Genomic DNA, 18,369 nt, shown 5'->3' on the forward strand with positions numbered 1-18,369 from the left:
TAATTTGCACAATCTATTCAGTAAAAAAGCATCGGTTATAGCGCTTGTTCTAACGTTATGCTTCACCTTGGTGCTGGCCGGCTGCGGCAATGGCAACAACAACGCTTCGGGAGACTCCAGCAGTACAAACAGTGCGGATCACTCAAGTGATCCTGCGAATGCTTCCGGTAAATTGACCGTATGGGGCTGGGACAAGGCCTGGTTCGAAGGCACAGGAGCGAAGTTCAACGAGAAGTTCCCGAATATCAAGCTGGAATTCGTCGAAGTCTCGGCGGGGGATTATCTGAAAAAAATCCAGACCTCCATCGCTGCCGGATCGGGACTGCCGGATATTATCTGGGGAGAAGCGGCCTTCCGCGGCGCTCTCTATGAGCTTAACGTACTGCAAAGCTTGTCCGAAGAGCCCTACAATTTCGATACCTCCAATCTGCTCGACTTCGAGCTTCCGCTGCTGACGAACAGCAAGGGAGAGCTTGTCGGTCTGGAGCAATCCGGCTCGCCTGGAGCACTGGCTTACAAGCGTGATCTGGCTAAAGAATACTTCGGGACAGATGATCCTGATGCATTGACTGCAATGTTCCCTGATTGGGATACCTTCATTGCCAAGGGCAAAGAAGTCTATGAGAAGAGCGGCGGTAAGACATTCATGCTGGGAAGCCTGATGGATGCGTATACCATCCTCTCCAACCAGGGTACAACCGCAGTTGTAGACGGAACCAAGGTGAATACTCAAGAGCTGCTTAGGATCTTCACTCAGCTGCAGTCCATCCGCGACAATAACGCAGAGGGCAAGCTGGCAATGTGGTCACCCACCTGGAATGCTTCGTATTCGCAGGACAATGTAATCTTTTATCCGTCGGCGAACTGGTCGCCAGAATTCGTAATCAAGCCTAACGACAAGGCCAGTAATGGCCGCTGGGGTCTGATGGTGCCTCCGGAAGGCGGATATCCATACGGCGGTACTACTATCGGTATTTGGAAGGACAGCAAGAATAAAGATGCAGCCTGGGCGTATCTTAACTGGCTGTTAGGCACGGACGAAGGCGCTGAAGCCAACTTCGCCGTCTCCGATTACATTTTGCCGCTGAAATCCTTCTTCAAGGATACCTCCAAGCTGTCTTCCGGGGCAGATGAATATTTCGGCGGGCAGGATCTCGGCAAGTTCTGGGTAGAGAAGGTGTTCCCGAACATGAAGTCCAAAGCGGTGACCAAATACGACCAGGATATCTATAGCTCCTCTGAGCTGGTGCTGCAGGTTATGGCGCAGGATAACAGCTTCGATGCCAAGCAGGCCCTGGATAAGTGGGAAGAGCAGCTGAAGAAGAACCACCCTGAGCTGACATTTGAATAATGATGCAGAAATCTAAAGGAATCAGCAGTAAAAATAAATGGCCGTATCTGTTCATCACGCCTTATTTCTTATCCTACGCCGTACTGAGCTTGTTCCCAATCCTCTTCACTCTATATATCAGTCTTACAGACTGGGATTTGTACGGCAACCGGAATTTCATCGGATTCAGCAACTACACGCAGTTATTTTTCCATGATGCCTTCTTCTGGAAATCCCTGCTCAATGTCATGATCTTCATGGCGGTATACCTTCCGGCCCTTGTCCTTATGGGCATGCTGGTAGCCAGCCTCATCGAGAGCAAGCTGATCCGCCGCAAAACCTTGTTCCGGCTCAGCGTATTCAGTGCCTATATGACGACGCCGGTCGCGGTCGGGATTATCTTCTCCCTGTTGTTCGACTGGCAGGGCGGATTCTTCAATAATATGCTGATGGAGCTGGGCCTCATTCAGGAGAAGATCAATTGGCTGGGCTCGGCCAGTTCCTCCCGCTGGGTAGTCATTCTGATGGTCTTCTGGAAAAACCTCGGGTATTTCGTCATGTTCTACACGGCGGGGATGGCCAGTATTGATACTTCCATCTATGAGGCCGCAGTCATTGACGGAGCCTCTTCCAAAGATGTGTTCACGCGCATTACGATTCCGCTGCTGAAGCCGATCAACCTGTTCCTGATTATTACCTCTATTATCAGCGGCCTGCAGCTGGTGGAAGAACCGATGCTGCTGTTCAGCGGCTGGGCTTCCGGCTCCAGTATGGTAGGGGGGCCAGACGGGTCCACCTTCACACCGATCTGGTACATGTTCGATGCTTCCTTCAACGGCAGTGCGTTCAAGTATGGTAAAGGGGCAGCGATTGCTTACGGCACCTTCCTGTTCATCGCCTTGTTCTCAGTAGTTGGCATGAAATGGATCAACAGGGACGGTGACGACAAATGAGAGCGAAGAAATTTTTTACCGTATTGCTGCTTAGTCTGATCGCGATCGCGTTCCTGTTCCCGTTCTATATGATGATTGTGATGGGAACCTACTATTCCGAGGACCTGTTCAAGCAGCTTCCGATTCTGCCCAGCGGCTATCTGCTGGAGAATCTGCAGACGATCATGTCCGCCAGCTTCCTGCGGAATTATTGGAACAGCTTCTATGTTGCCGTGTTGTTCACCCTGGTGACGGTTGGGGTGGCCTCGATTACCGGGTTTGCTTTTGCCAAATATGAATTCAAGGGTAAAAATGCGCTGTACGGCTTCATTCTGCTGACGATGATGATTCCCGGACACCTGGGCCTGATTGCTTATGTCATGGAGATGAAGTGGTTCCACCTGAACAACACCCATGCGCCGCTGATTCTGGCCGGACTGAATAATGCCTTCGGCGTATTCTTCATGACCCAGTTCATCCGCTCCTCCGTCCCGACAGAAGTCATTGAGAGCGCGCGGATCGACGGCTGCTCGGAACCGGCTATTCTCACAAGAATTGTTGTTCCGTTCCTCATGCCGGCCATCAGCACCCTGGGACTGATCTCCTTCCTCGGGTCCTGGAACGGTTATCTGCTGCCGCTGGTCACGATCAACAAGCCGGAGCTGTACACGCTGCCGCTGGGCATTGCCAATCTGTCCACCGTCTTCCGCACGGATTATTCAGCCAGTATCTTGGGTCTGACCCTCGGTACGCTTCCGCTGATTATTCTCTTCCTGTTCGGCTCGAAGACCCTGGTCAGAGGACTTACCGGCGGAGCGGTTAAAGGTTGAACACAATGAATCGGTAATCAATCGGAAATAACAGGAAAGAAACCTCTCTAGTGGTGAAATGGAGTACACTCAGCCATTTCACCGGAGAGGTTTTTTTGTGTATGAATAGAGTGCGCGGGAAAAGAAGGATTTTGCCAAGATAAGGTAGAATAACAGTAGCTACAAGAAGAATAATTGCCGGTCGGCCTAAACATGGAGAACTGCTGCACCAACTGGAACTAAGATGGCGGCAGATTCAATAATTCAGCGACTTGACGGCGGTATCTGTCTGCCTTGCGTGTACCGTGAATCAGGTTGGACAGCCGATAGGGTGGGATGTCATGTAATTCACAGAATTTCTTCTGATCCAAGTGCAGTTCTGCCAGACGCTGCTTAATGGCCCAGCCGTAGGCAGTAATAGGGCGTTTGCTGTTCAGATTGCTCACCTCGTATCGACTATCCAGCCGGTATGATATAAAATAGGTAAAGATATAATAATAGTTAATTATATACTTTTTTACGTCATTTTTCAATAAAAAATAACGTTTTTGCGTATTATATTTTTTGGGGGAGGCAGTTGACTGATGCAATCCATCTATGAACGTATTGAACTATTGATTAAACGGCAAGGAATTACGAAGAAATCCTTCTGTGCACAGCTCGGAATCAGCACCGGCAATATGGGAGACTGGAAGCGTGGCAAATCTACGCCTGGCACACATAAGCTGATTGAGATTGCTGCATTTTTTCATGTGAGCTTAGATTGGCTGATCCTGGGCAAACAGCCCCAAACGATTCAGGAAAGCGGCGAGGATTATTTTTTTGGCCAAATGCGGCAATTGAATTGCCAAACCGAGGAATTGCTGCCGGAGGAAAAGAACTTTATTAAGGAATATCTGGCCTTCACCAAGTACCGCAAGGATCAGGACAAGGATCAGGATACGAAAGGCGAAAATTCTTAAGCGGGTATCTTTACTTTTGAGCGCAACCGATTTATAATATTGAATGTTGGCCTCAAACAATGCTTCAACGTTAGACACACCGCGCGGTAGTGGTGGAATGGCAGACACGCTATCTTGAGGGGGTAGTGGGTGTATACCCGTGGAGGTTCGAGTCCTCTCTACCGCATATTTTTTCATAAAAGCTGAGATCCTTGATCATTCAAGGGTTTCGGCTTTTTTTGAACACAAAAACACCCTTCGTACGGAGTTAATCCGGGTTAGAAGGGTGTTTTTGTTGAATCCGCTCTAGCGCAGCAGCTTCTCGATATCCTCTTCAATCTGATCCGGTGTTGTCTGCGGGGCGAACCGCTTCAGCACACGGCCTTCCTGGTCCACCAGGAACTTGGTGAAGTTCCATTTGATACTCTTCGAGCCGAGTACTCCCGGTGCCTCTTTGGACAGATACTTGAACAGGGGATGGGCGTCGGCGCCTTTGACGTTGATTTTCTCGTACATCGGGAAGGATACACCGTAATTAATCTCGCAGAACTCGGCAATATCCTCGCTCTCACCCGGCTCCTGTCCGGCAAACTGATTGCTGGGGAAGCCCAGAATCTCAAAACCACGGTCTTTGAATTTATCGTACACTTCCTGGAGACCCTTATATTGCGGGGTGAGTCCGCACTTGCTGGCTGTATTCACGACGAGCAGAACCTTGCCTTTGTACTTGGAGAGTGATTCTTCCTGGCCCCGCAGGGTGTTGGCTTCAAAATCATGGACATTCATGAATGATTCCTCCCGAACATTGATTTATCACAATTTAATTGTACACTATTCACCGCCGGAAGCAAGTTTTAAAAGGTAATAATGTGCCTGATCGTTTCAAAAATGTGAGGTTGTTTAAGTTAAGGATAAGTGTTCTTACAAAATTTGTGTTAAAAAAGGAGAAGATTAAAGATGAGTACAGTGAAACTGAAACCCCTATATACTGCTACAGCCAAGGTTCGCGGAGGCCGTGAAGGTTCGGTGGAATCGTCCGACGGAGCGCTGAAGCATGATCTCAAAATTCCGAAGGAGCTTGGAGGTCCTGGCGGTGCAGGGACAAATCCGGAGCAGCTGTTCGCGGCAGGTTATGGTGCATGCTATGAGAGTGCCCTTGCTAATATTGCCCGTAAAGAAGGCGTAAAGCTGCAGGATGTCGAGATTACCTCGAATGTGCTGATCGGCAAGGACGAGAGCGACGGAGGCTTCAAGCTGGCCGTGAAGCTTGATGTGAAGCTGCCGGGTATTGAGCGCTCTGTGGCAGAGGATCTGGCTAAGAAAGCCCATGATTTCTGCCCGTATTCCAAGGCGACCCGGGGAAATATCGAGGTTGAACTGAACGTTCTGTAGAGATAGATAGCAATGTTCGATTGAATAGCATGCTTATCTGAAAGACCAGACATTGGATGTCTGGTCTTTCATTATGTTGAGTGCAGAACCACGGGTAGGAATGGACAAAGCTGGGAATAATGGCTAAATAGAGTCTGAGAAGGCCGGAAGTGTTGTAAATAGCGTGCAGGAGCCTGTACTTTGGTTGACATCACCCCGGAAATTCTTTAATATGTCTAAGTATCTGTTAATGTCGCGCGTGCTATTAACTACCAAAAATTTAAATAATGGGTGATGAGATGTCTTACAAACCGAGTATTACGAATGTGACCAAAGCCAGCAGCAATGATAAGGAAGGATTGTACGAGTTCATTATCAAGCTTGCTGACGGAACGGAGTGCCGCGCGTTCTACAACCGGTTTCCGGAATGGAAAATGACGAACATCAGTCGCCTGCTCAAGACTCCTTGTCCGGTATGCCGCAAAGATTTCATCTGCAAATGCATGGAATCCTTCACTGCTGATTTCGAAGAGCAAATGACCGGGGACGAATGGATCAACAAGGCTATTGCTGAATAATTAGACGAACGGACGTTGTAGGCGCGGGAGCTATCCCGCGTTTTTTGTTTTTTTTTCAAAAGGGGATAGGAATGTTACACTATGCTTAAGAGGAAGGGGGCGGTGATGTGGCTGAGGAGCGTGGGGAAATGCAGGGCCAATCTATTGTGCTGATCGATGGGGTCTGTCATCTGTGCCAGAGAATTGTCCGGTTCATTATTCCGCGTGATCCCAAGGCGCACTTCAAATTCGCCTCCTTGCAGAGTGAAGCGGCCCGGGAACTGCTTAAGGCCGGTGGTCTGCCTGAGCAGCAATTAGACACTGTGGTGCTGATAGAGGACGGCAAGTATTATACGAAATCGGCTGCAGTGCTGCGGATTGCCCGCAGACTCCGGTTCCCGTGGCCCGCCGCCTATGTGTTCATCCTGATTCCGGGGCCGCTGCGTAATGCTATGTACAGGATTGTGGCCAGGAACCGCTACCGCTGGTTCGGCCGGGATGAGCAGTGTCTGCTGCCGACACCGGATATGAAGCGCAGATTTCTGTAGCCGGTAAGGGGGATTCTGAGGGATTCTCTCAAATAGTGGTGAAAAAGATATTGCTGACTTCTTATATATATGCTACTATAGCAGTAAATTACAGGAACAGTAACGGAAGCACCGTTCAATGACCGTATTCACGGTTATTGGCGGTGCTTTTTTGCTGTTCTTTTTCCCATGTATTTAAGAGAGGAGGAGGAATTCATGACGGCAAGAATCGTGCTTGCAGTCCGGGAGAGCCAGTATATTGAACCGCTGCTTCATTACCTGCATCATAGCGAATATGGGGAGATGCTGCGGATTACGGCTTTCAGCAGACTGGACGCTTTTATGGAATTTATGACAGGTGACGAGCTGCCGGATGCGGTTGCTGGTGACCCGTCCTTCATTGAAGCCTGGCTGGTGGAAGGGAGAAGTACGGTTCCTTGGGCTGTCTTAAGTGAAGGCGGAGAATTGCCGAATGGCCGGGACCTGGCTGGGGGAAGGCATATTGCCAAGTATCAGGCACTGCCATCGCTGCTGGAAGCGATTCTCCAGCTGAGTGATCTGAAGCGGGTCCGGACAGCTTCTCTGCCTAAGGAAGCAACGCTGCTGCTCGGGATCGTCTCAGCCAGCGGCGGCAGCGGCAAAACCACGGTAGCGTTGAACATGGCGAAGCAGCTTGGAGCGGTGGGCCTGTCCGTGTTCTATTTGAACCTGGAGAGTGTGGACAGCAGCGGCTTCATCCTGCGTATGCCGGGGAGCCATGTTCCCGGTCTGGAGCGGCTCTTGTATGAGCTTAAGGCCGGAGGGCCAGAGAATAAGGGGGGAAGAGGGCAACCGAAATGGACTGATTATGCGTTCAGACATGACAGTCTGCGGTGTGATGCCTTCCGGCCTGTGGAGAATTTCAAGGAGATGCTCCAGATGTCCCGGCAGGACACGCTGGATCTACTGGAGGGGCTGGCCGGAGCCGGAAGCTATGATGTGGTTATTGTAGACACCGGCGCTATTGAGGAAGAACGGGCCCAGGCTGTTCTGAACAGGTGCGGCATTCTGCTGTGGGTGCTGAAGAATGATCAGGCAAATATCCGCAAAACCGAACGCTGGCTCGATTATATTGCAAGTCCGCACTCCGGCATGCAGCCGGAGCTGGTGAACAGGAGCCGATTCGTCATGAACGGCTGCACCGGAGCTGAGAATGAAGGGCCGCTATCCGCAGCACTCAGGCTGGATGCTGTACTTCCGTATATTCCATCCTGGGGGTTACAGCACTATGGAGAACTCTGTCTAAGCTCTCCCCAATTCATCGACGGAATTCAGCAGCTCTCCAGAGCTATAGTAGAGCCTGAGTTGCCTGGGGTGTTCACCGGGATTCCTGTATGAATGAAGAGATGTTCCGCGCTCTGCGCAGCGACATCCGGGCAGGGCTGGATGTGACCTCGGTCATCGGGAATGATGAGCTGGCTGCTTATATCGAACGGATCATTCTGGAGCGGGAACAATTACGCCTCCTGACTGCTCAGGAGAAACACGAGCTGGTGAAGAAGCTGTTCGATTCCTTCCGGGGGCTGGATATTCTCCAGCCGCTGGTGGATAATCCGGCGATCACCGAGATTATGATCAACAGCCACGAGGAGATCTTTATTGAGGAAGAGGGGATGATCCGCAGGCTGCCGCTGGCTTTTGAATCGGGGAGTAGGCTGGAGGATATCATTCAGATTATTGTCTCCGGCGTCAACCGTGTGGTTAATGAATCCTCGCCGATTGTGGATGCGCGGCTGCAGGACGGCTCACGTGTCAATATCGTACTGCCGCCTGCGGCGCTGAAGGGCCCAGCCATGACCATCCGCAAATTTCCGGAGACACCGATGACGATGGCGGAGCTGGTGCGGCGTGAAGCGCTCTCGGAGGAAGCGGCTGAGCTGCTGCGGATTCTGGTTGCTGCCAAATACAATATTTTTATCAGCGGGGGTACAGGCTCGGGCAAAACAACCTTCCTGAATGCCCTGTCGCAGTTCATCCCGCCGCAGGAGCGTGTCATTACGGTGGAGGATTCGGCAGAGCTGCAGATCGTTACGGTTCCGAATCTGGTCTCCCTGGAGACCCGGAATGCTAACACAGAGAGGCGGGGTGAGATCACGATCCGTGATCTGATCCGCACTTCGCTGCGGATGCGCCCGAACCGTATTGTCGTCGGCGAGGTGCGGGGAGCGGAGTGTCTGGATATGCTTCAGGCGATGAACACCGGCCATGACGGGAGCTTGTCAACGGGGCATTCGAACAGTGCGCTGGACATGCTCAGCCGCCTGGAGACCATGGTGCTTAGCGCTGCTGATCTGCCAGTAACCGTCGTCCGTCAGCAGATCAGCTCAGCGATCAATATATTCGTGCATCTGTCGCGGCTGCGTGACCGTTCACGCCGGGTGATGGAGATCAGTGAAGTTGCTGGTATCCGCAGTGGTGAGGTCATCCTGAATCCTCTATATGAATTTCGGGAATCAGGCGAACAGGATGGCCGGGTGCAGGGGAGGCTTGAGGTGTGCGGCAACCCTCTTCTGCATACAGACAAGCTGCGGATGGCCGGAATCCTTGATTATCCGCTCAAGCAGTATGAGAGTAGAAGCTCTGCTGAGGAGGAGAATGTACCTTGAACGTCATGAAGAAGAGAGACCGGCATCCCCCTGTAAGGCAGAACAAAGGGTTCATGAAGAGGACACCGCCCGTGCTGCCGGTTAGCGCATCTCAAGGGGGAGAGCAGGTACTGTTGCCGGATTATACCGTATACGAGTTGACCTCCCTGCAAAGAATGCTGGTCATTCTGGGTGCCGGAGTCCTGTTGTTCGGTATTGGTTACCTGTTCTATCACCGGCTGCTCCTGGCGGCACTGCTTGTCCCCGGAAGCGCCTATGGGCCGCGGCTGCTGCACGAATATCTGCTGCAGCGCCGCCGGGCTGCGCTGAATCTGCAATTCAAGCAAATGCTATTCTCGCTCTCTTCGTCGCTCTCCGCCGGACGTTCGGTGGAGAATGCCTTCCGTGAGGCTGTGCAGGATCTGCGGATGCTTGACCCGGAGGGCGCAAGTGACATGATCTCCGAGCTGAATATTATCTGTGCCCGGATGGAGAACGGGGAGCCGATTGAAGATGCGCTCTATGAATTCAGCAAAAGAGCAGGAATGGAGGATGTGGAGCGCTTCGCAGATGTGTTCATGGTCTGCAAGCGTACCGGCGGGGATCTGGTTGAGATCGTACGCCGCACCTCATCGATCATCGGCGAGAAGCTGGATATCCAGCAGGATATAGCCGTCAGTATCTCCCAGAAGAAATTCGAGGCGAAGGCGCTGCTGGTCTCTCCGCTGATGATGGTGATGTTCATGAGTCTGAGCGCCGGAGACTATATGGAACCTATGTATACTGGTGCAGGAATAGCGGTGTCCACACTGGCGCTGATTGCACTATTCCTCTGTTACCTCTGGACCAACAAGATCATGGATATTCCGCTGTGAGGGAGGGGGAGTGAAGGGGATGTCATTGATCTGCGGTGCGATTCTGCTTCTGCTCGCAGCGGGCTGGCTCATTCTAAGGATGAGATGCGGCAGCCGCTACGCTGCACTGCGGGAGCTGCCTATGGAAGGCCTGCGGCTGCGGCGGCTGGGTGAGCCTCTATTGTTAGTAGTCGAGAAGGGAAGAATCGCCAGTTATCTCCCGTCCGTGATGTTCAGGATACAACGTTCGCTGCAGCGGATCTATGGTATGCGCTACAGTGCAGAACGGACCTTACTGTTCATGGGGGAGATGCTTAGCTACAGCTGGCTGCTTGCCGCAGGCGGAAGTGCACTGACAAGCTTTACGGGAGAGCAGGCGGGAATCATCCTCGGAGGGCTCTTGGCAGTTGCACTCCCGGTGGCGATGGTTAGCGATCTGCACAAAAAGGTGCGTGTACGGGAGCAGAATATTATGCTGGAGCTTCCTGAGCTGCTGAACAGTATTGTTCTGCTGGTCGGCGCAGGTGAGACCGTTCAGCGGGCGATTGTCCGCTGTGTGAACAGCCGTCATGGGGATAGCGCTCATCCGCTCTACGCTGAATTAATGAAGATGACAGCTGAATGGGACGGCGGTTACTCCTTCCAGCAGGCGTTCGAGAACTTCAGTAAACGTTGTGCTGTACAGGAGGTCTCCATCTTCACAACTACAGTGCTGCTTAATTACCGCAGAGGCGGGGCCGACTTTGTTCTGTCGCTGCGGGATCTGTCACGGATGCTCTGGGAGAAGCGCAAGGCGATCAGCCGCACACGCGGCGAACAGGCATCGTCGAAGCTGGTTTTTCCGATGGTGGTTATCTTCTTGATTGTGATTGTGCTGGTGGGAACACCGGCGATTATGATGTTAAAAATGTAGGAGGTAGAGGTGTATGTTAACACAGATGGCAGAAGGAGCAAAAAGCTTTTGGAGAGATGAGGAGGGGCTGGGGACGCTCGAGATGATCCTGATCATTGCTGTACTAATTGCGGTCGTTCTGGTATTCCGTGAGGAGATTGTAAAGGTGGTTAAGGATCTGATCGGTACTGCCGGAGATAAGAGCCAGGAAGTCTTTGAGTGATTCCGCTGCGGGAGGATGAGGGGAGCTTCACTATCGAGGCTTCGCTTCTGCTGCCGATTCTTATGGGGATTACGATGGTGCTGCTATTCTTCTCCCTGTACAGCTATCAGAAGTCGATGCTGCTGCAGATTGCCTCAGTTACTGCGGAGCGGGCTGCTTATAACTGGGAGAATAGTAACCGGGCGGTAAGCGGAGAATTCCAGACTGGAAATGTTGATCCGCTGTACTGGAGAATCGGTGAGGATGGACTGTTGGCTTCGCTATTTGGTTCAGAAGCAGACAATGGCAGTACGGCCATTACGCTGCCTGGTAATGCTGAAGAAGGAGGGCCCCTGCCGGTAGTGAAGCTGCGCCGGGCATCTCAGATGGTGCCTGCCGGATTACAGGGAGAAATGAGCTATGTCTACGGATTGACTGGCCGCAGAATCAGTACGGAGCTGAAGAAAGTGCTACATCTGCCTGTTCTGGACAATCTCCTGGCCGATAGAGCCGCACCTGAGGTATATGCCCGCTCCTACGTTACGGAGCCTGTTGAATTCATAAGAACAGTAGATCTTATGCGTTACTACGGGTCGAAGTTCAAACAGCATTCCTCCGCCGGTAAGGAGGGCAGCGGCATGGAGAAAAAGCAGGCAGCCCTTATGCTGGATAAGCTGAGGTAAGAGCTGCCGGTGAGAAGGCATCCAGTGCCGGGGGTGTTGAGGGAACGAGGGTAAGGGGGAAGTTCGGATGCGTATTTTCAGTCACAGCAGGTTCTTAAGCAAATCTCCTGGCGGGAGCCGCTGCATGGATTACAGTGGTGATCCTATTAGCAGTAGTACATCCCAAGGAATAGGCAAATGGTCACCGGAATATATTGTCAGATGTCTTCGCTCAGCGGAAGGTTCGGTATCGGTCTTTCTTATTATGGTGCTGGCGTTTGTGTTTCTGTTTAATGCTGTGCTGATCGATTACGCACGGATGGCGGCGGTGAATGTGCAAGAGGAACGTCTGGCGAGAGCCGCTATACGCTCTGTAATGTCGGCATATGACATTGAGCTGCGCGAGAACTACGGCTTATTCGCCTACGGCGGCGGGGACGGCAATCAGCTGCTGTCGAAGGTGCTTAACGACAATCTGTACGAGAGCGGACGGGGAGATGCCTTTAACCTGCTGCCCGTGATGGTGGATTCCTCTTCGCTGGACTGGAGCCGCCCGCTGGGCACCTATGAGGTCTTCCGGCGGCAGATTATAGAAGAGATGAAATACAAAGCGCCGGTTGATTTCGCCCTGGAGCTGGCAGGCAAGCTTAAGCCGTTATCGGCAGCGATGACTGAGGCTTCACGGACAACAGAGATACTGGGTGATTTGCAGCCTTTATATGATCAGCGTGAGGAAGCGCTGGATCTCATGCTGAAGAAGCGCAAGGAAGCTGCTGACAGTGCACAGAACCTGCAGAAGCTGCTGATGAGTCCTCCGGGTGACAGTATTCCGGCGCGTTCGCTTGCATCCTTGGCCGCAAGCTCCGATATCCCGGCGATGTACGGGGATTATGTGAACAAGTATTATGACGATTATTACCGTCCCCCCAAGACATGGCCAAAGTACACGGCAGTGCTATCACAGTATCAGGTTCAGATTGGCGAAATAACAGGCAAGATACCAGTAGTTCTGGCTGACTTCCAGGAGAAAAACAGCCGTCTGCTGGATGAAGCAGAGGCTGCCCTTAAGCAGGTGAATGCGCTGAATCTTCAGATGCAGAATGTCATTGATCAGGCAGAGGCGGATGCCAGTGCTGCGGGGGATGATCCTGCCCATAACTGGGACATTCCGGACACGGCCGGAGAGCTTAGCTCAGAACCTCTTAAGAAGCTGAGAGCACAGGTGGAGGGACTTATCCTTCCTCCAGCTGAGCTTAGCGGGCTGGGGAATAACATCGGGGTACAGCGAAGTGCCGCGCTTCCCTTGGAGCCGCTGGTCTCCGGCTTGCCGGCTTTATTAAGTACAGCATCCGGGCTGTATGCTGACTATTCTCTTATGAGCGCAGGGGTTCTTAATGCTTCCCGGGCAGTGCACGGCTATATAAGCAGCTACGGGCAACACGGTACTGTTATAACACAGGAAGCGGAACAGATTGAGAGCCGCCGCACTGCTGACAGCCAGCGCAAGCAGATAGAAGGGCAGGCAAAGAAGAAGCTTGGCGATGCGATGAAGCTGCTGGATCAGATCCGCGCGCTGGGAAGCAGCGCACAGGAAGCGATGGAGCAGTATGGTAGTCTGCGTCAATACTACCAGCAGACTGTCGTCTTTAACGAAGGTCTGGAGCAGGAGCCGGGGGCTGCTGTGAATACTGGCGATCAATACGCTGCAGGCAAGTCGTCCATGAAAGATATGGATGGGATCTATGCAGAAGTGGGCAGTGTGCTGGCAGGAGCAAGAGACCGGCTGTACCAGACGGAGTACTCTGCGATGTATTTCCGGCATTTCGATCTGTCTGCGCTAACCTCCTTGGCTTCCGGGTCTGCTGATGGATTCGGCGAGCAGCTGGGAGAGCAGCTGAAGCCGCAGGCGCAAGAGCTTGAATATATTTTGTACGGATTCTATAATCCTGCAGGCAACGTGGCAGCAGCTTATGGAGAGATCTTTGCTCTGCGGCTGGCTGTGCGGACGATGGAAGGCCTGATTGAGAAAGCCGGTATGGGTAATCCGCTTGTCGTCCTGGCTGCTGCACTGCTGTACGGCATTGAGCAGGCTATCCTGGATATGATACAGCTCTGCACCAAGGGGGAGATTCCCTTATCCAAATACATAACCGCACAGCTCAGCTATCGTGACTATCTTCGGCTGTTCCTTCTGCTGCATGGGGGAGGGGAAGAACAGTTGTCCCGGATGCTTGCGCTGATCCGTCTGAATACCGGAATCAATCCGGCAGAGAAATATACATATGCCTCTGCCGGGATCACGATGGGGATGCAGCTTTGGTTTCTGCCGGGTGTAGTGAAGCTGGTGAATTACAGTGCCGGACTGCCAGGAGATGTACGGGGCAAAGTTTATTTCAGACAAGCAGCGGCTGACTTTTCTTACTAAGGGGGAGGGTAGAATGAAGCGGTGGCTGAGGAAATCGCCGGACCCTAATGATGAAGGCAGCATGGTTGTGGAGGCGGCACTGATTCTGCCTGTGTTCCTGCTATTTGTCCTGTTCCTCATCTTTATTATTCAAATGACCTTGTATTCAACAGCGCTGCAGAGTACGGCTTCTGACACTGTCAAAATAATCTCAACCCATATGTATCCAGCAGCTCTGGCAATGCAGCAGCAGGAGGGGGGAGGTGGGGAGGAAGCCGGAGAAGCAGGTGAGGCTGAGCACTCAGATGATGCGGACTCCTCCACCATCTGGAGCATACCGCGCCTGTCGATAACGGAATGGAGTGAGGATTACGTGGAGAAGCTTCCGCAGCCGATGGAATCCTGGGTCAAGGCTGTGGTCCGGGAGGGAGAAGGGCCGCTGCAGAAGGTGCAGGCGGGAGCATCCGAGGCTGCACTGGATCTGGTGCTTAAGCCGATGCTCCGGCCATATCTATCATCGGATTGGCTTGAATATAGCAGAATTCATGTATCTAATGTCACTGTACCTGATCTGAGGCAAGGGATGCATCCGTATTTCGGTATGGTAGTCAGCTATGAGCTGCCCATGAGAGTCCCGTTCCTGAATGAAAAAATCGTGCTGGAGGCCAGCGCAGTTGAACGCTTATGGGTCGGCAACACCGATTCTTCCGGGGAAGGTGATCCGGCTGAGCCTGCTGAGGAGACCGGGACCATTATGATCCTGGAGAAGCCGAATCCGGGAGTAGCGAATCACCAGGGCATTATCAAGGTGAAGGTGCCTCCCGGGGCATCGGCCAATCTGTCGATCTTTTACAAGAGCGGCCAGAGTACTGCCAAGTATCTGGGCTGGAAGCAGGCAGATGAACAAGGGTACATCGAATGGGAATGGAAGATCGGTGTGAATACTACGCCGGGCACCTGGCCCTTTGTGGTTAGTCTGGCTGATGGAGCTACGCTTCAGGCGACTTTTACAGTGGTGAACAAATAATAGAGTAGAGAAAAGGGGAAGGCAGATGACGGAATGGGCGCTATGGGGCTGCATGCCGTTCCTGACAGCGGCATTATTCACAGATATACGCTGGATGAGAATTCCTAACTGGATTACACTGCCCGCGCTGATTGGCGGACTGCTCCTGCAGTGGATGATCAATGGCTGGCAGGGGCTGCTGTTTTCACTTTGCGGCAGCGGAGCAGGCTTCCTGCTCCTGCTGATTATGTATTTTATCGGAGCGGTGGGGGCTGGTGATGTGAAGCTCTTTGCGGCTATCGGCGCTTGGACAGGAGTGCTTTTCTCGCTTCAGGTTATTGTCTATTCGGTGCTCTTGGGGGCAGTTGTAGGCTGGATTATCATTCTCTACAGAAGGGAGACAGGGCGTAGGCTGCGCAGCATGATAAGCAGAACAGCGGGGTTCCTGCTGCTTCGTAATATGAGTCTGGCCAAGGGCCGGGAGGGGGAGTTGCTCCGGTTTCCCTTTATGCTGGCCGTATTCCCGGGCTTCATCTGTGCTTATATTTATTTCTGACTTGGAGCTTATCGTTGACGCTTAGGAGGTGAAGAGACTTGTATGGACTGGAACGGGATTTCATCCAGCAGGATGGAATAACGATGCTGCTGGGCAGATCCGGGGGACTGAGCGCAGGAGAGCTGAATATGGTGCAGGCCCGGATGCTGATGACCAGCGGGATACCGCATCATTTACGCTTGCTGCTTAGAGAAATAGATCTGAAGGTCACACTGGAATACACGGTGGCAAGACGTAAAATGCTGGGAGCCCTACTTAAGAGCGGGAAGCTGAGCATGACGGAATTCTTCGGGCTGATGCTGCAGATCGCTGCCGGGATGGAGGAGGGGCAGCTCTATATGCTGCGTACAGAGCAGTATGCGCTTCATGAGGACTTTATCTTTATCGAAGGTACGCTCAGCAGCGGCAAAGTCTTCCTCACTTATATTCCGTTGGAACTCACAGAGCCTGCACAGAAGCCGGGAGAAGCCTTGAAATCGCTGATCATGGTCTTCATGGGAGCCATTCAGGAGTTATCGGGTGACGGGATTCAGCGGCTGCTGCAATATTGCGGTGAAGACGCTTTTAGCCCGGCGGGGCTGAAGGCGCTGCTCGCAGAAATGCTTACGGAGGTTACACCCCATAAGGCCCATGCTGAAGGAGCGGAGCCTGCACATGTAAGTCCGGTTGCTGGCCCAGGCACTTCTGCCGCTGTACCAGGAACAAGGATAGACTGGGCGCAGTCTACGGCTCGCAGGCTGGAGGGCCCGGGCAGGGAAAGGTCCGCAGCCGCATCGTTCTCCCATGTAATTGGAGATAAGGAGGCGCAGCCTTCGGGTTCGATGCTTAATCCCACGCCTTGGATGGGTGCTTCACCACCGTTGAAGCGAAAGGATGGATTATCAGGGATTCAGACAACAATGGATGCAACACTTGGACCTGTTCAGGCTGAGGACAAGCAGAGTCCTTACAGGACATATATATTGCTGGGGGCATTATTAGGTGATGCGTTACTATGGAAGTTTCTCTATCTGAATGACCCCCGGACACTCTGGCTGGCGGTTTGTGCTGCGGTAACTCTGATACTTGCGGCTGTATGCTGGCTGGTATGGAGTGGAAGGCTGGCTTGGGGCGAAGCTGAGGAAGAGATGGACACTCTGGAGGAGGGGGCAGAGGATTATAACAGTACAGCCTGGAACCGTAAGCAGAGAAGCGATCTGGAGTGGGATTTCGGCAGGAATCCGGTAGATCGGCATTGTCCTCCTGCCCCGGTCTACACTCCTAAGCAACAAGAAGCAACTGCGGCAGTCAACGGCTTCACAGCCACACCGGCTGGCAGACAACAGGCTCAGCCGGGGATGGCCGCCAGCAGTCCGCAGAAGAAGGAAGCGGCGATGGCTACAGCGCTGCTGACCCGGGAACCCGTTCAGGCTACAGGCAGCAGTCTTCCCCAGGCCGGAAGGACAGTGCCTTATCTGGAAAGAAGCGACCCGGATGACGTTGGAGCTATTGAGAGAATTGAGCTGAACCGGCCCAGCTTCATTATTGGACGCTCCTCTGAAGTGGCCCAGTACATTGAGAAATCGGAGGGTGCTTCACGGGTTCATGCTGAAATCTCCAGAGCCTCAGGAGGATACATTCTGAAGGATCTGGATTCCAGGAACGGGACGCTGCTTGCAGGCGAAGCTATGGTTCCCTACAAAGAATACCCGCTGACCGAAGGCACCGTATTCACCATTGTTAAGGGTACCTACACCTTTCGCACAGCTTAGCAGAGACAGATGGGATGGATAGACGGGTGCGTTTCCAGCAGCCTACTGATTTTTCAGCTGCTCCAGTGCAGGCTGTAGGGTGGGATAGTTGAAGGTGAAGCCGTGGTTAATTGCTTTGGAAGGAAGCACACGCTGGCCTTCCAGCAGAATCTCTGACAGCTCGCCAACAGCGGTTTTTAGCAGAAACGCCGGAATCGGGAACCAATGCGGACGATGGTAGACTTTGCCGATCATCCGTCCGAACTGTTCATTGGTGACCGGCTGTGGAGCGGTGGCATTAACGGGACCCTCAATCTCAGGCTGAAGGATGCAGAATTCGATCAGGCGCACAATGTCTGTAAGGTGAATCCAGGACATCCACTGCTTGCCGGTGCCGATTTTGCCGCCGAAGCCAAGCGAGTAAGGCAGCTTCATTTTGGGAAAAGCACCGCTCTCATTGCCAAGCACAATCCCTGTGCGCAGCTTGACCATTCGGATACCGGCATAGGCCTCATCTGCAGCCTCCTCCCAGGTCTTGACCACCTCGGAAGGGAAATCGATCACCCGGGTCTCGGAAGCTTCGGTGTAGGTGTCCTGCACAGATGTACCATAAATGGCGACGGCTGAGGACTGGACGATCACGCTTGGCTTATGCTGGAGTGAATTTAGCAGCTTCCCGGCAGCGGTAACGGTTTCAAGACGCGATTCCATAATCGCCTGCTTCCCCTTAGGGGTCCAGCGCTGGCTAAGCGAAGCTCCGGCAAGATTAATCAGCGCATCTGCGCCTTCTGCCGCTTCAGGATGGGCTGCCAGGCTGTCCCAGGTGAGATAGCTAAGCCCCGGATGATCCAGCTTGTTCTCGGGGTTCTTGCGGCCGACACTGATGATCTGATGTCCGCTGTGCAGCCAATATCCGGTAAGCTCGCTGCCAATGAATCCGCTGCCTCCGCAAATGATATATTTCATAGGGCT

The 18,369-nt window shown here is 52.7% G+C and carries 20 protein-coding genes and 1 tRNA gene; 18 read left to right on the forward strand and 3 right to left on the reverse strand.

Going from position 1 to position 18,369, the window contains the following annotated elements:
• Positions 1 to 4: 4 nt before the first annotated feature.
• Genes MKX51_RS04720 through MKX51_RS04730 form a run of 3 tightly spaced genes read left to right on the forward strand, consistent with a single transcriptional unit; the run spans position 5 to position 3,092 of the window.
• A complete protein-coding gene (locus tag MKX51_RS04720; protein ID WP_340991385.1) occupies positions 5 to 1,351 on the forward strand; it encodes an ABC transporter substrate-binding protein in 1,347 nt (448 codons plus the stop codon).
• On the forward strand, positions 1,351 to 2,283 hold the full coding sequence (locus MKX51_RS04725; protein WP_340991386.1) for a carbohydrate ABC transporter permease: 933 nt from the start codon (positions 1,351 to 1,353) through the stop codon (positions 2,281 to 2,283). Before MKX51_RS04720 ends, MKX51_RS04725 begins: the two co-directional genes overlap by 1 nt.
• Complete coding sequence (locus MKX51_RS04730; protein ID WP_076082389.1) at positions 2,280 to 3,092, forward strand: carbohydrate ABC transporter permease; 813 nt, start codon at positions 2,280 to 2,282, stop codon at positions 3,090 to 3,092. The genes MKX51_RS04725 and MKX51_RS04730 overlap by 4 nt, the downstream gene beginning before the upstream one ends.
• Before the next feature lie 218 nt (positions 3,093 to 3,310).
• Here MKX51_RS04730 and MKX51_RS04735 read toward each other — a convergent pair whose 3' ends face one another.
• A complete protein-coding gene (locus MKX51_RS04735) occupies positions 3,311 to 3,508 on the reverse strand; it encodes a hypothetical protein (RefSeq protein ID WP_036697411.1) in 198 nt (65 codons plus the stop codon).
• A 147-nt stretch (positions 3,509 to 3,655) separates the two neighbouring features.
• On the opposite strand from MKX51_RS04735, the gene MKX51_RS04740 reads away from it, so the two are divergent.
• Entirely contained in the window at positions 3,656 to 4,033 is a 378-nt protein-coding gene (locus MKX51_RS04740; protein ID WP_209876496.1) for a helix-turn-helix domain-containing protein, read from the forward strand.
• Positions 4,034 to 4,116: 83 nt separating this feature from the next.
• Positions 4,117 to 4,199 (forward strand) — tRNA-Leu (locus tag MKX51_RS04745).
• A gap of 119 nt (positions 4,200 to 4,318) precedes the next feature.
• On the opposite strand, the gene MKX51_RS04750 is transcribed toward MKX51_RS04745, so the two are convergent.
• Positions 4,319 to 4,798 carry a glutathione peroxidase gene (locus tag MKX51_RS04750; RefSeq protein ID WP_036727508.1) on the reverse strand — a complete coding sequence of 160 codons (480 nt, stop codon included), beginning with the start codon at positions 4,796 to 4,798 and terminating at the stop codon, positions 4,319 to 4,321.
• A 186-nt stretch (positions 4,799 to 4,984) separates the two neighbouring features.
• On the opposite strand from MKX51_RS04750, the gene MKX51_RS04755 reads away from it, so the two are divergent.
• The 13 genes from MKX51_RS04755 (at position 4,985) to MKX51_RS04815 (ending at position 17,418) form a co-directional block, all read left to right on the forward strand.
• Complete coding sequence (locus tag MKX51_RS04755; RefSeq protein ID WP_076082511.1) at positions 4,985 to 5,404, forward strand: organic hydroperoxide resistance protein; 420 nt, start codon at positions 4,985 to 4,987, stop codon at positions 5,402 to 5,404.
• A gap of 278 nt (positions 5,405 to 5,682) precedes the next feature.
• Entirely contained in the window at positions 5,683 to 5,961 is a 279-nt protein-coding gene (locus tag MKX51_RS04760) for a hypothetical protein (RefSeq protein WP_036727511.1), read from the forward strand.
• A 128-nt stretch (positions 5,962 to 6,089) separates the two neighbouring features.
• Entirely contained in the window at positions 6,090 to 6,488 is a 399-nt protein-coding gene (locus tag MKX51_RS04765; protein ID WP_340995502.1) for a thiol-disulfide oxidoreductase DCC family protein, read from the forward strand.
• Between the two features lie 195 nt (positions 6,489 to 6,683).
• The gene (locus MKX51_RS04770) at positions 6,684 to 7,844 is read left to right on the forward strand and encodes a hypothetical protein (RefSeq protein ID WP_340991387.1); all 1,161 of its coding nucleotides are present in this window, start codon (positions 6,684 to 6,686) and stop codon (positions 7,842 to 7,844) included.
• Positions 7,841 to 9,112, forward strand: a complete 1,272-nt coding sequence (locus MKX51_RS04775; protein WP_340991388.1) for a CpaF family protein — start codon at positions 7,841 to 7,843, stop codon at positions 9,110 to 9,112. The genes MKX51_RS04770 and MKX51_RS04775 overlap by 4 nt, the downstream gene beginning before the upstream one ends.
• A gap of 53 nt (positions 9,113 to 9,165) precedes the next feature.
• Complete coding sequence (locus tag MKX51_RS04780; RefSeq protein WP_340995503.1) at positions 9,166 to 9,966, forward strand: type II secretion system F family protein; 801 nt, start codon at positions 9,166 to 9,168, stop codon at positions 9,964 to 9,966.
• Positions 9,967 to 9,985: 19 nt separating this feature from the next.
• Positions 9,986 to 10,858 (forward strand): type II secretion system F family protein, encoded by an 873-nt coding sequence (locus tag MKX51_RS04785; protein ID WP_340991389.1) that lies wholly within the window; start codon positions 9,986 to 9,988, stop codon positions 10,856 to 10,858.
• 13 nt (positions 10,859 to 10,871) lie between these two features.
• The gene (locus MKX51_RS04790; RefSeq protein ID WP_340943436.1) at positions 10,872 to 11,060 is read left to right on the forward strand and encodes a Flp1 family type IVb pilin; all 189 of its coding nucleotides are present in this window, start codon (positions 10,872 to 10,874) and stop codon (positions 11,058 to 11,060) included.
• On the forward strand, positions 11,057 to 11,722 hold the full coding sequence (locus MKX51_RS04795; protein ID WP_340991390.1) for a TadE/TadG family type IV pilus assembly protein: 666 nt from the start codon (positions 11,057 to 11,059) through the stop codon (positions 11,720 to 11,722). The genes MKX51_RS04790 and MKX51_RS04795 overlap by 4 nt, the downstream gene beginning before the upstream one ends.
• A 67-nt stretch (positions 11,723 to 11,789) precedes the next feature.
• Positions 11,790 to 14,126, forward strand: coding sequence for a hypothetical protein (locus MKX51_RS04800; RefSeq protein ID WP_340991391.1), 2,337 nt, complete (start codon positions 11,790 to 11,792; stop codon positions 14,124 to 14,126).
• Positions 14,127 to 14,139: 13 nt separating this feature from the next.
• The gene (locus MKX51_RS04805; protein WP_340991392.1) at positions 14,140 to 15,132 is read left to right on the forward strand and encodes a TadE/TadG family type IV pilus assembly protein; all 993 of its coding nucleotides are present in this window, start codon (positions 14,140 to 14,142) and stop codon (positions 15,130 to 15,132) included.
• A 25-nt stretch (positions 15,133 to 15,157) separates the two neighbouring features.
• Positions 15,158 to 15,667 carry an A24 family peptidase gene (locus MKX51_RS04810; RefSeq protein ID WP_340991393.1) on the forward strand — a complete coding sequence of 170 codons (510 nt, stop codon included), beginning with the start codon at positions 15,158 to 15,160 and terminating at the stop codon, positions 15,665 to 15,667.
• A 38-nt stretch (positions 15,668 to 15,705) separates the two neighbouring features.
• The gene (locus MKX51_RS04815; RefSeq protein WP_340991394.1) at positions 15,706 to 17,418 is read left to right on the forward strand and encodes a DUF6382 domain-containing protein; all 1,713 of its coding nucleotides are present in this window, start codon (positions 15,706 to 15,708) and stop codon (positions 17,416 to 17,418) included.
• 42 nt (positions 17,419 to 17,460) lie between these two features.
• On the opposite strand, the gene MKX51_RS04820 is transcribed toward MKX51_RS04815, so the two are convergent.
• A complete protein-coding gene (locus tag MKX51_RS04820; RefSeq protein ID WP_340991395.1) occupies positions 17,461 to 18,363 on the reverse strand; it encodes a TIGR01777 family oxidoreductase in 903 nt (300 codons plus the stop codon).
• Between the last annotated feature and the right edge of the window lie 6 nt (positions 18,364 to 18,369).

It is taken from the genome of Paenibacillus sp. FSL M7-0420 (assembly GCF_038002345.1).
Taxonomy (GTDB): domain Bacteria; phylum Bacillota; class Bacilli; order Paenibacillales; family Paenibacillaceae; genus Paenibacillus_AQ.

Bases quoted from the DNA above. Each gene is read 5' to 3' on its own strand.
- MKX51_RS04725 (WP_340991386.1), top strand. From the start codon at position 1,351: ATGATGCAGAAATCTAAAGGAATCAGCAGTAAAAATAAATGGCCGTAT.
- MKX51_RS04730 (WP_076082389.1), top strand. From the start codon at position 2,280: ATGAGAGCGAAGAAATTTTTTACCGTATTGCTGCTTAGTCTGATCGCG.
- MKX51_RS04740 (WP_209876496.1), top strand. From the start codon at position 3,656: ATGCAATCCATCTATGAACGTATTGAACTATTGATTAAACGGCAAGGA.
- MKX51_RS04750 (WP_036727508.1), bottom strand. From the start codon at position 4,798: ATGAATGTCCATGATTTTGAAGCCAACACCCTGCGGGGCCAGGAAGAA.
- MKX51_RS04760 (WP_036727511.1), top strand. From the start codon at position 5,683: ATGTCTTACAAACCGAGTATTACGAATGTGACCAAAGCCAGCAGCAAT.
- MKX51_RS04765 (WP_340995502.1), top strand. From the start codon at position 6,090: ATGCAGGGCCAATCTATTGTGCTGATCGATGGGGTCTGTCATCTGTGC.
- MKX51_RS04770 (WP_340991387.1), top strand. From the start codon at position 6,684: ATGACGGCAAGAATCGTGCTTGCAGTCCGGGAGAGCCAGTATATTGAA.
- MKX51_RS04775 (WP_340991388.1), top strand. From the start codon at position 7,841: ATGAATGAAGAGATGTTCCGCGCTCTGCGCAGCGACATCCGGGCAGGG.
- MKX51_RS04780 (WP_340995503.1), top strand. From the start codon at position 9,166: ATGAAGAGGACACCGCCCGTGCTGCCGGTTAGCGCATCTCAAGGGGGA.
- MKX51_RS04785 (WP_340991389.1), top strand. From the start codon at position 9,986: ATGTCATTGATCTGCGGTGCGATTCTGCTTCTGCTCGCAGCGGGCTGG.
- MKX51_RS04790 (WP_340943436.1), top strand. From the start codon at position 10,872: ATGTTAACACAGATGGCAGAAGGAGCAAAAAGCTTTTGGAGAGATGAG.
- MKX51_RS04800 (WP_340991391.1), top strand. From the start codon at position 11,790: ATGCGTATTTTCAGTCACAGCAGGTTCTTAAGCAAATCTCCTGGCGGG.
- MKX51_RS04805 (WP_340991392.1), top strand. From the start codon at position 14,140: ATGAAGCGGTGGCTGAGGAAATCGCCGGACCCTAATGATGAAGGCAGC.
- MKX51_RS04810 (WP_340991393.1), top strand. From the start codon at position 15,158: ATGACGGAATGGGCGCTATGGGGCTGCATGCCGTTCCTGACAGCGGCA.
- MKX51_RS04820 (WP_340991395.1), bottom strand. From the start codon at position 18,363: ATGAAATATATCATTTGCGGAGGCAGCGGATTCATTGGCAGCGAGCTT.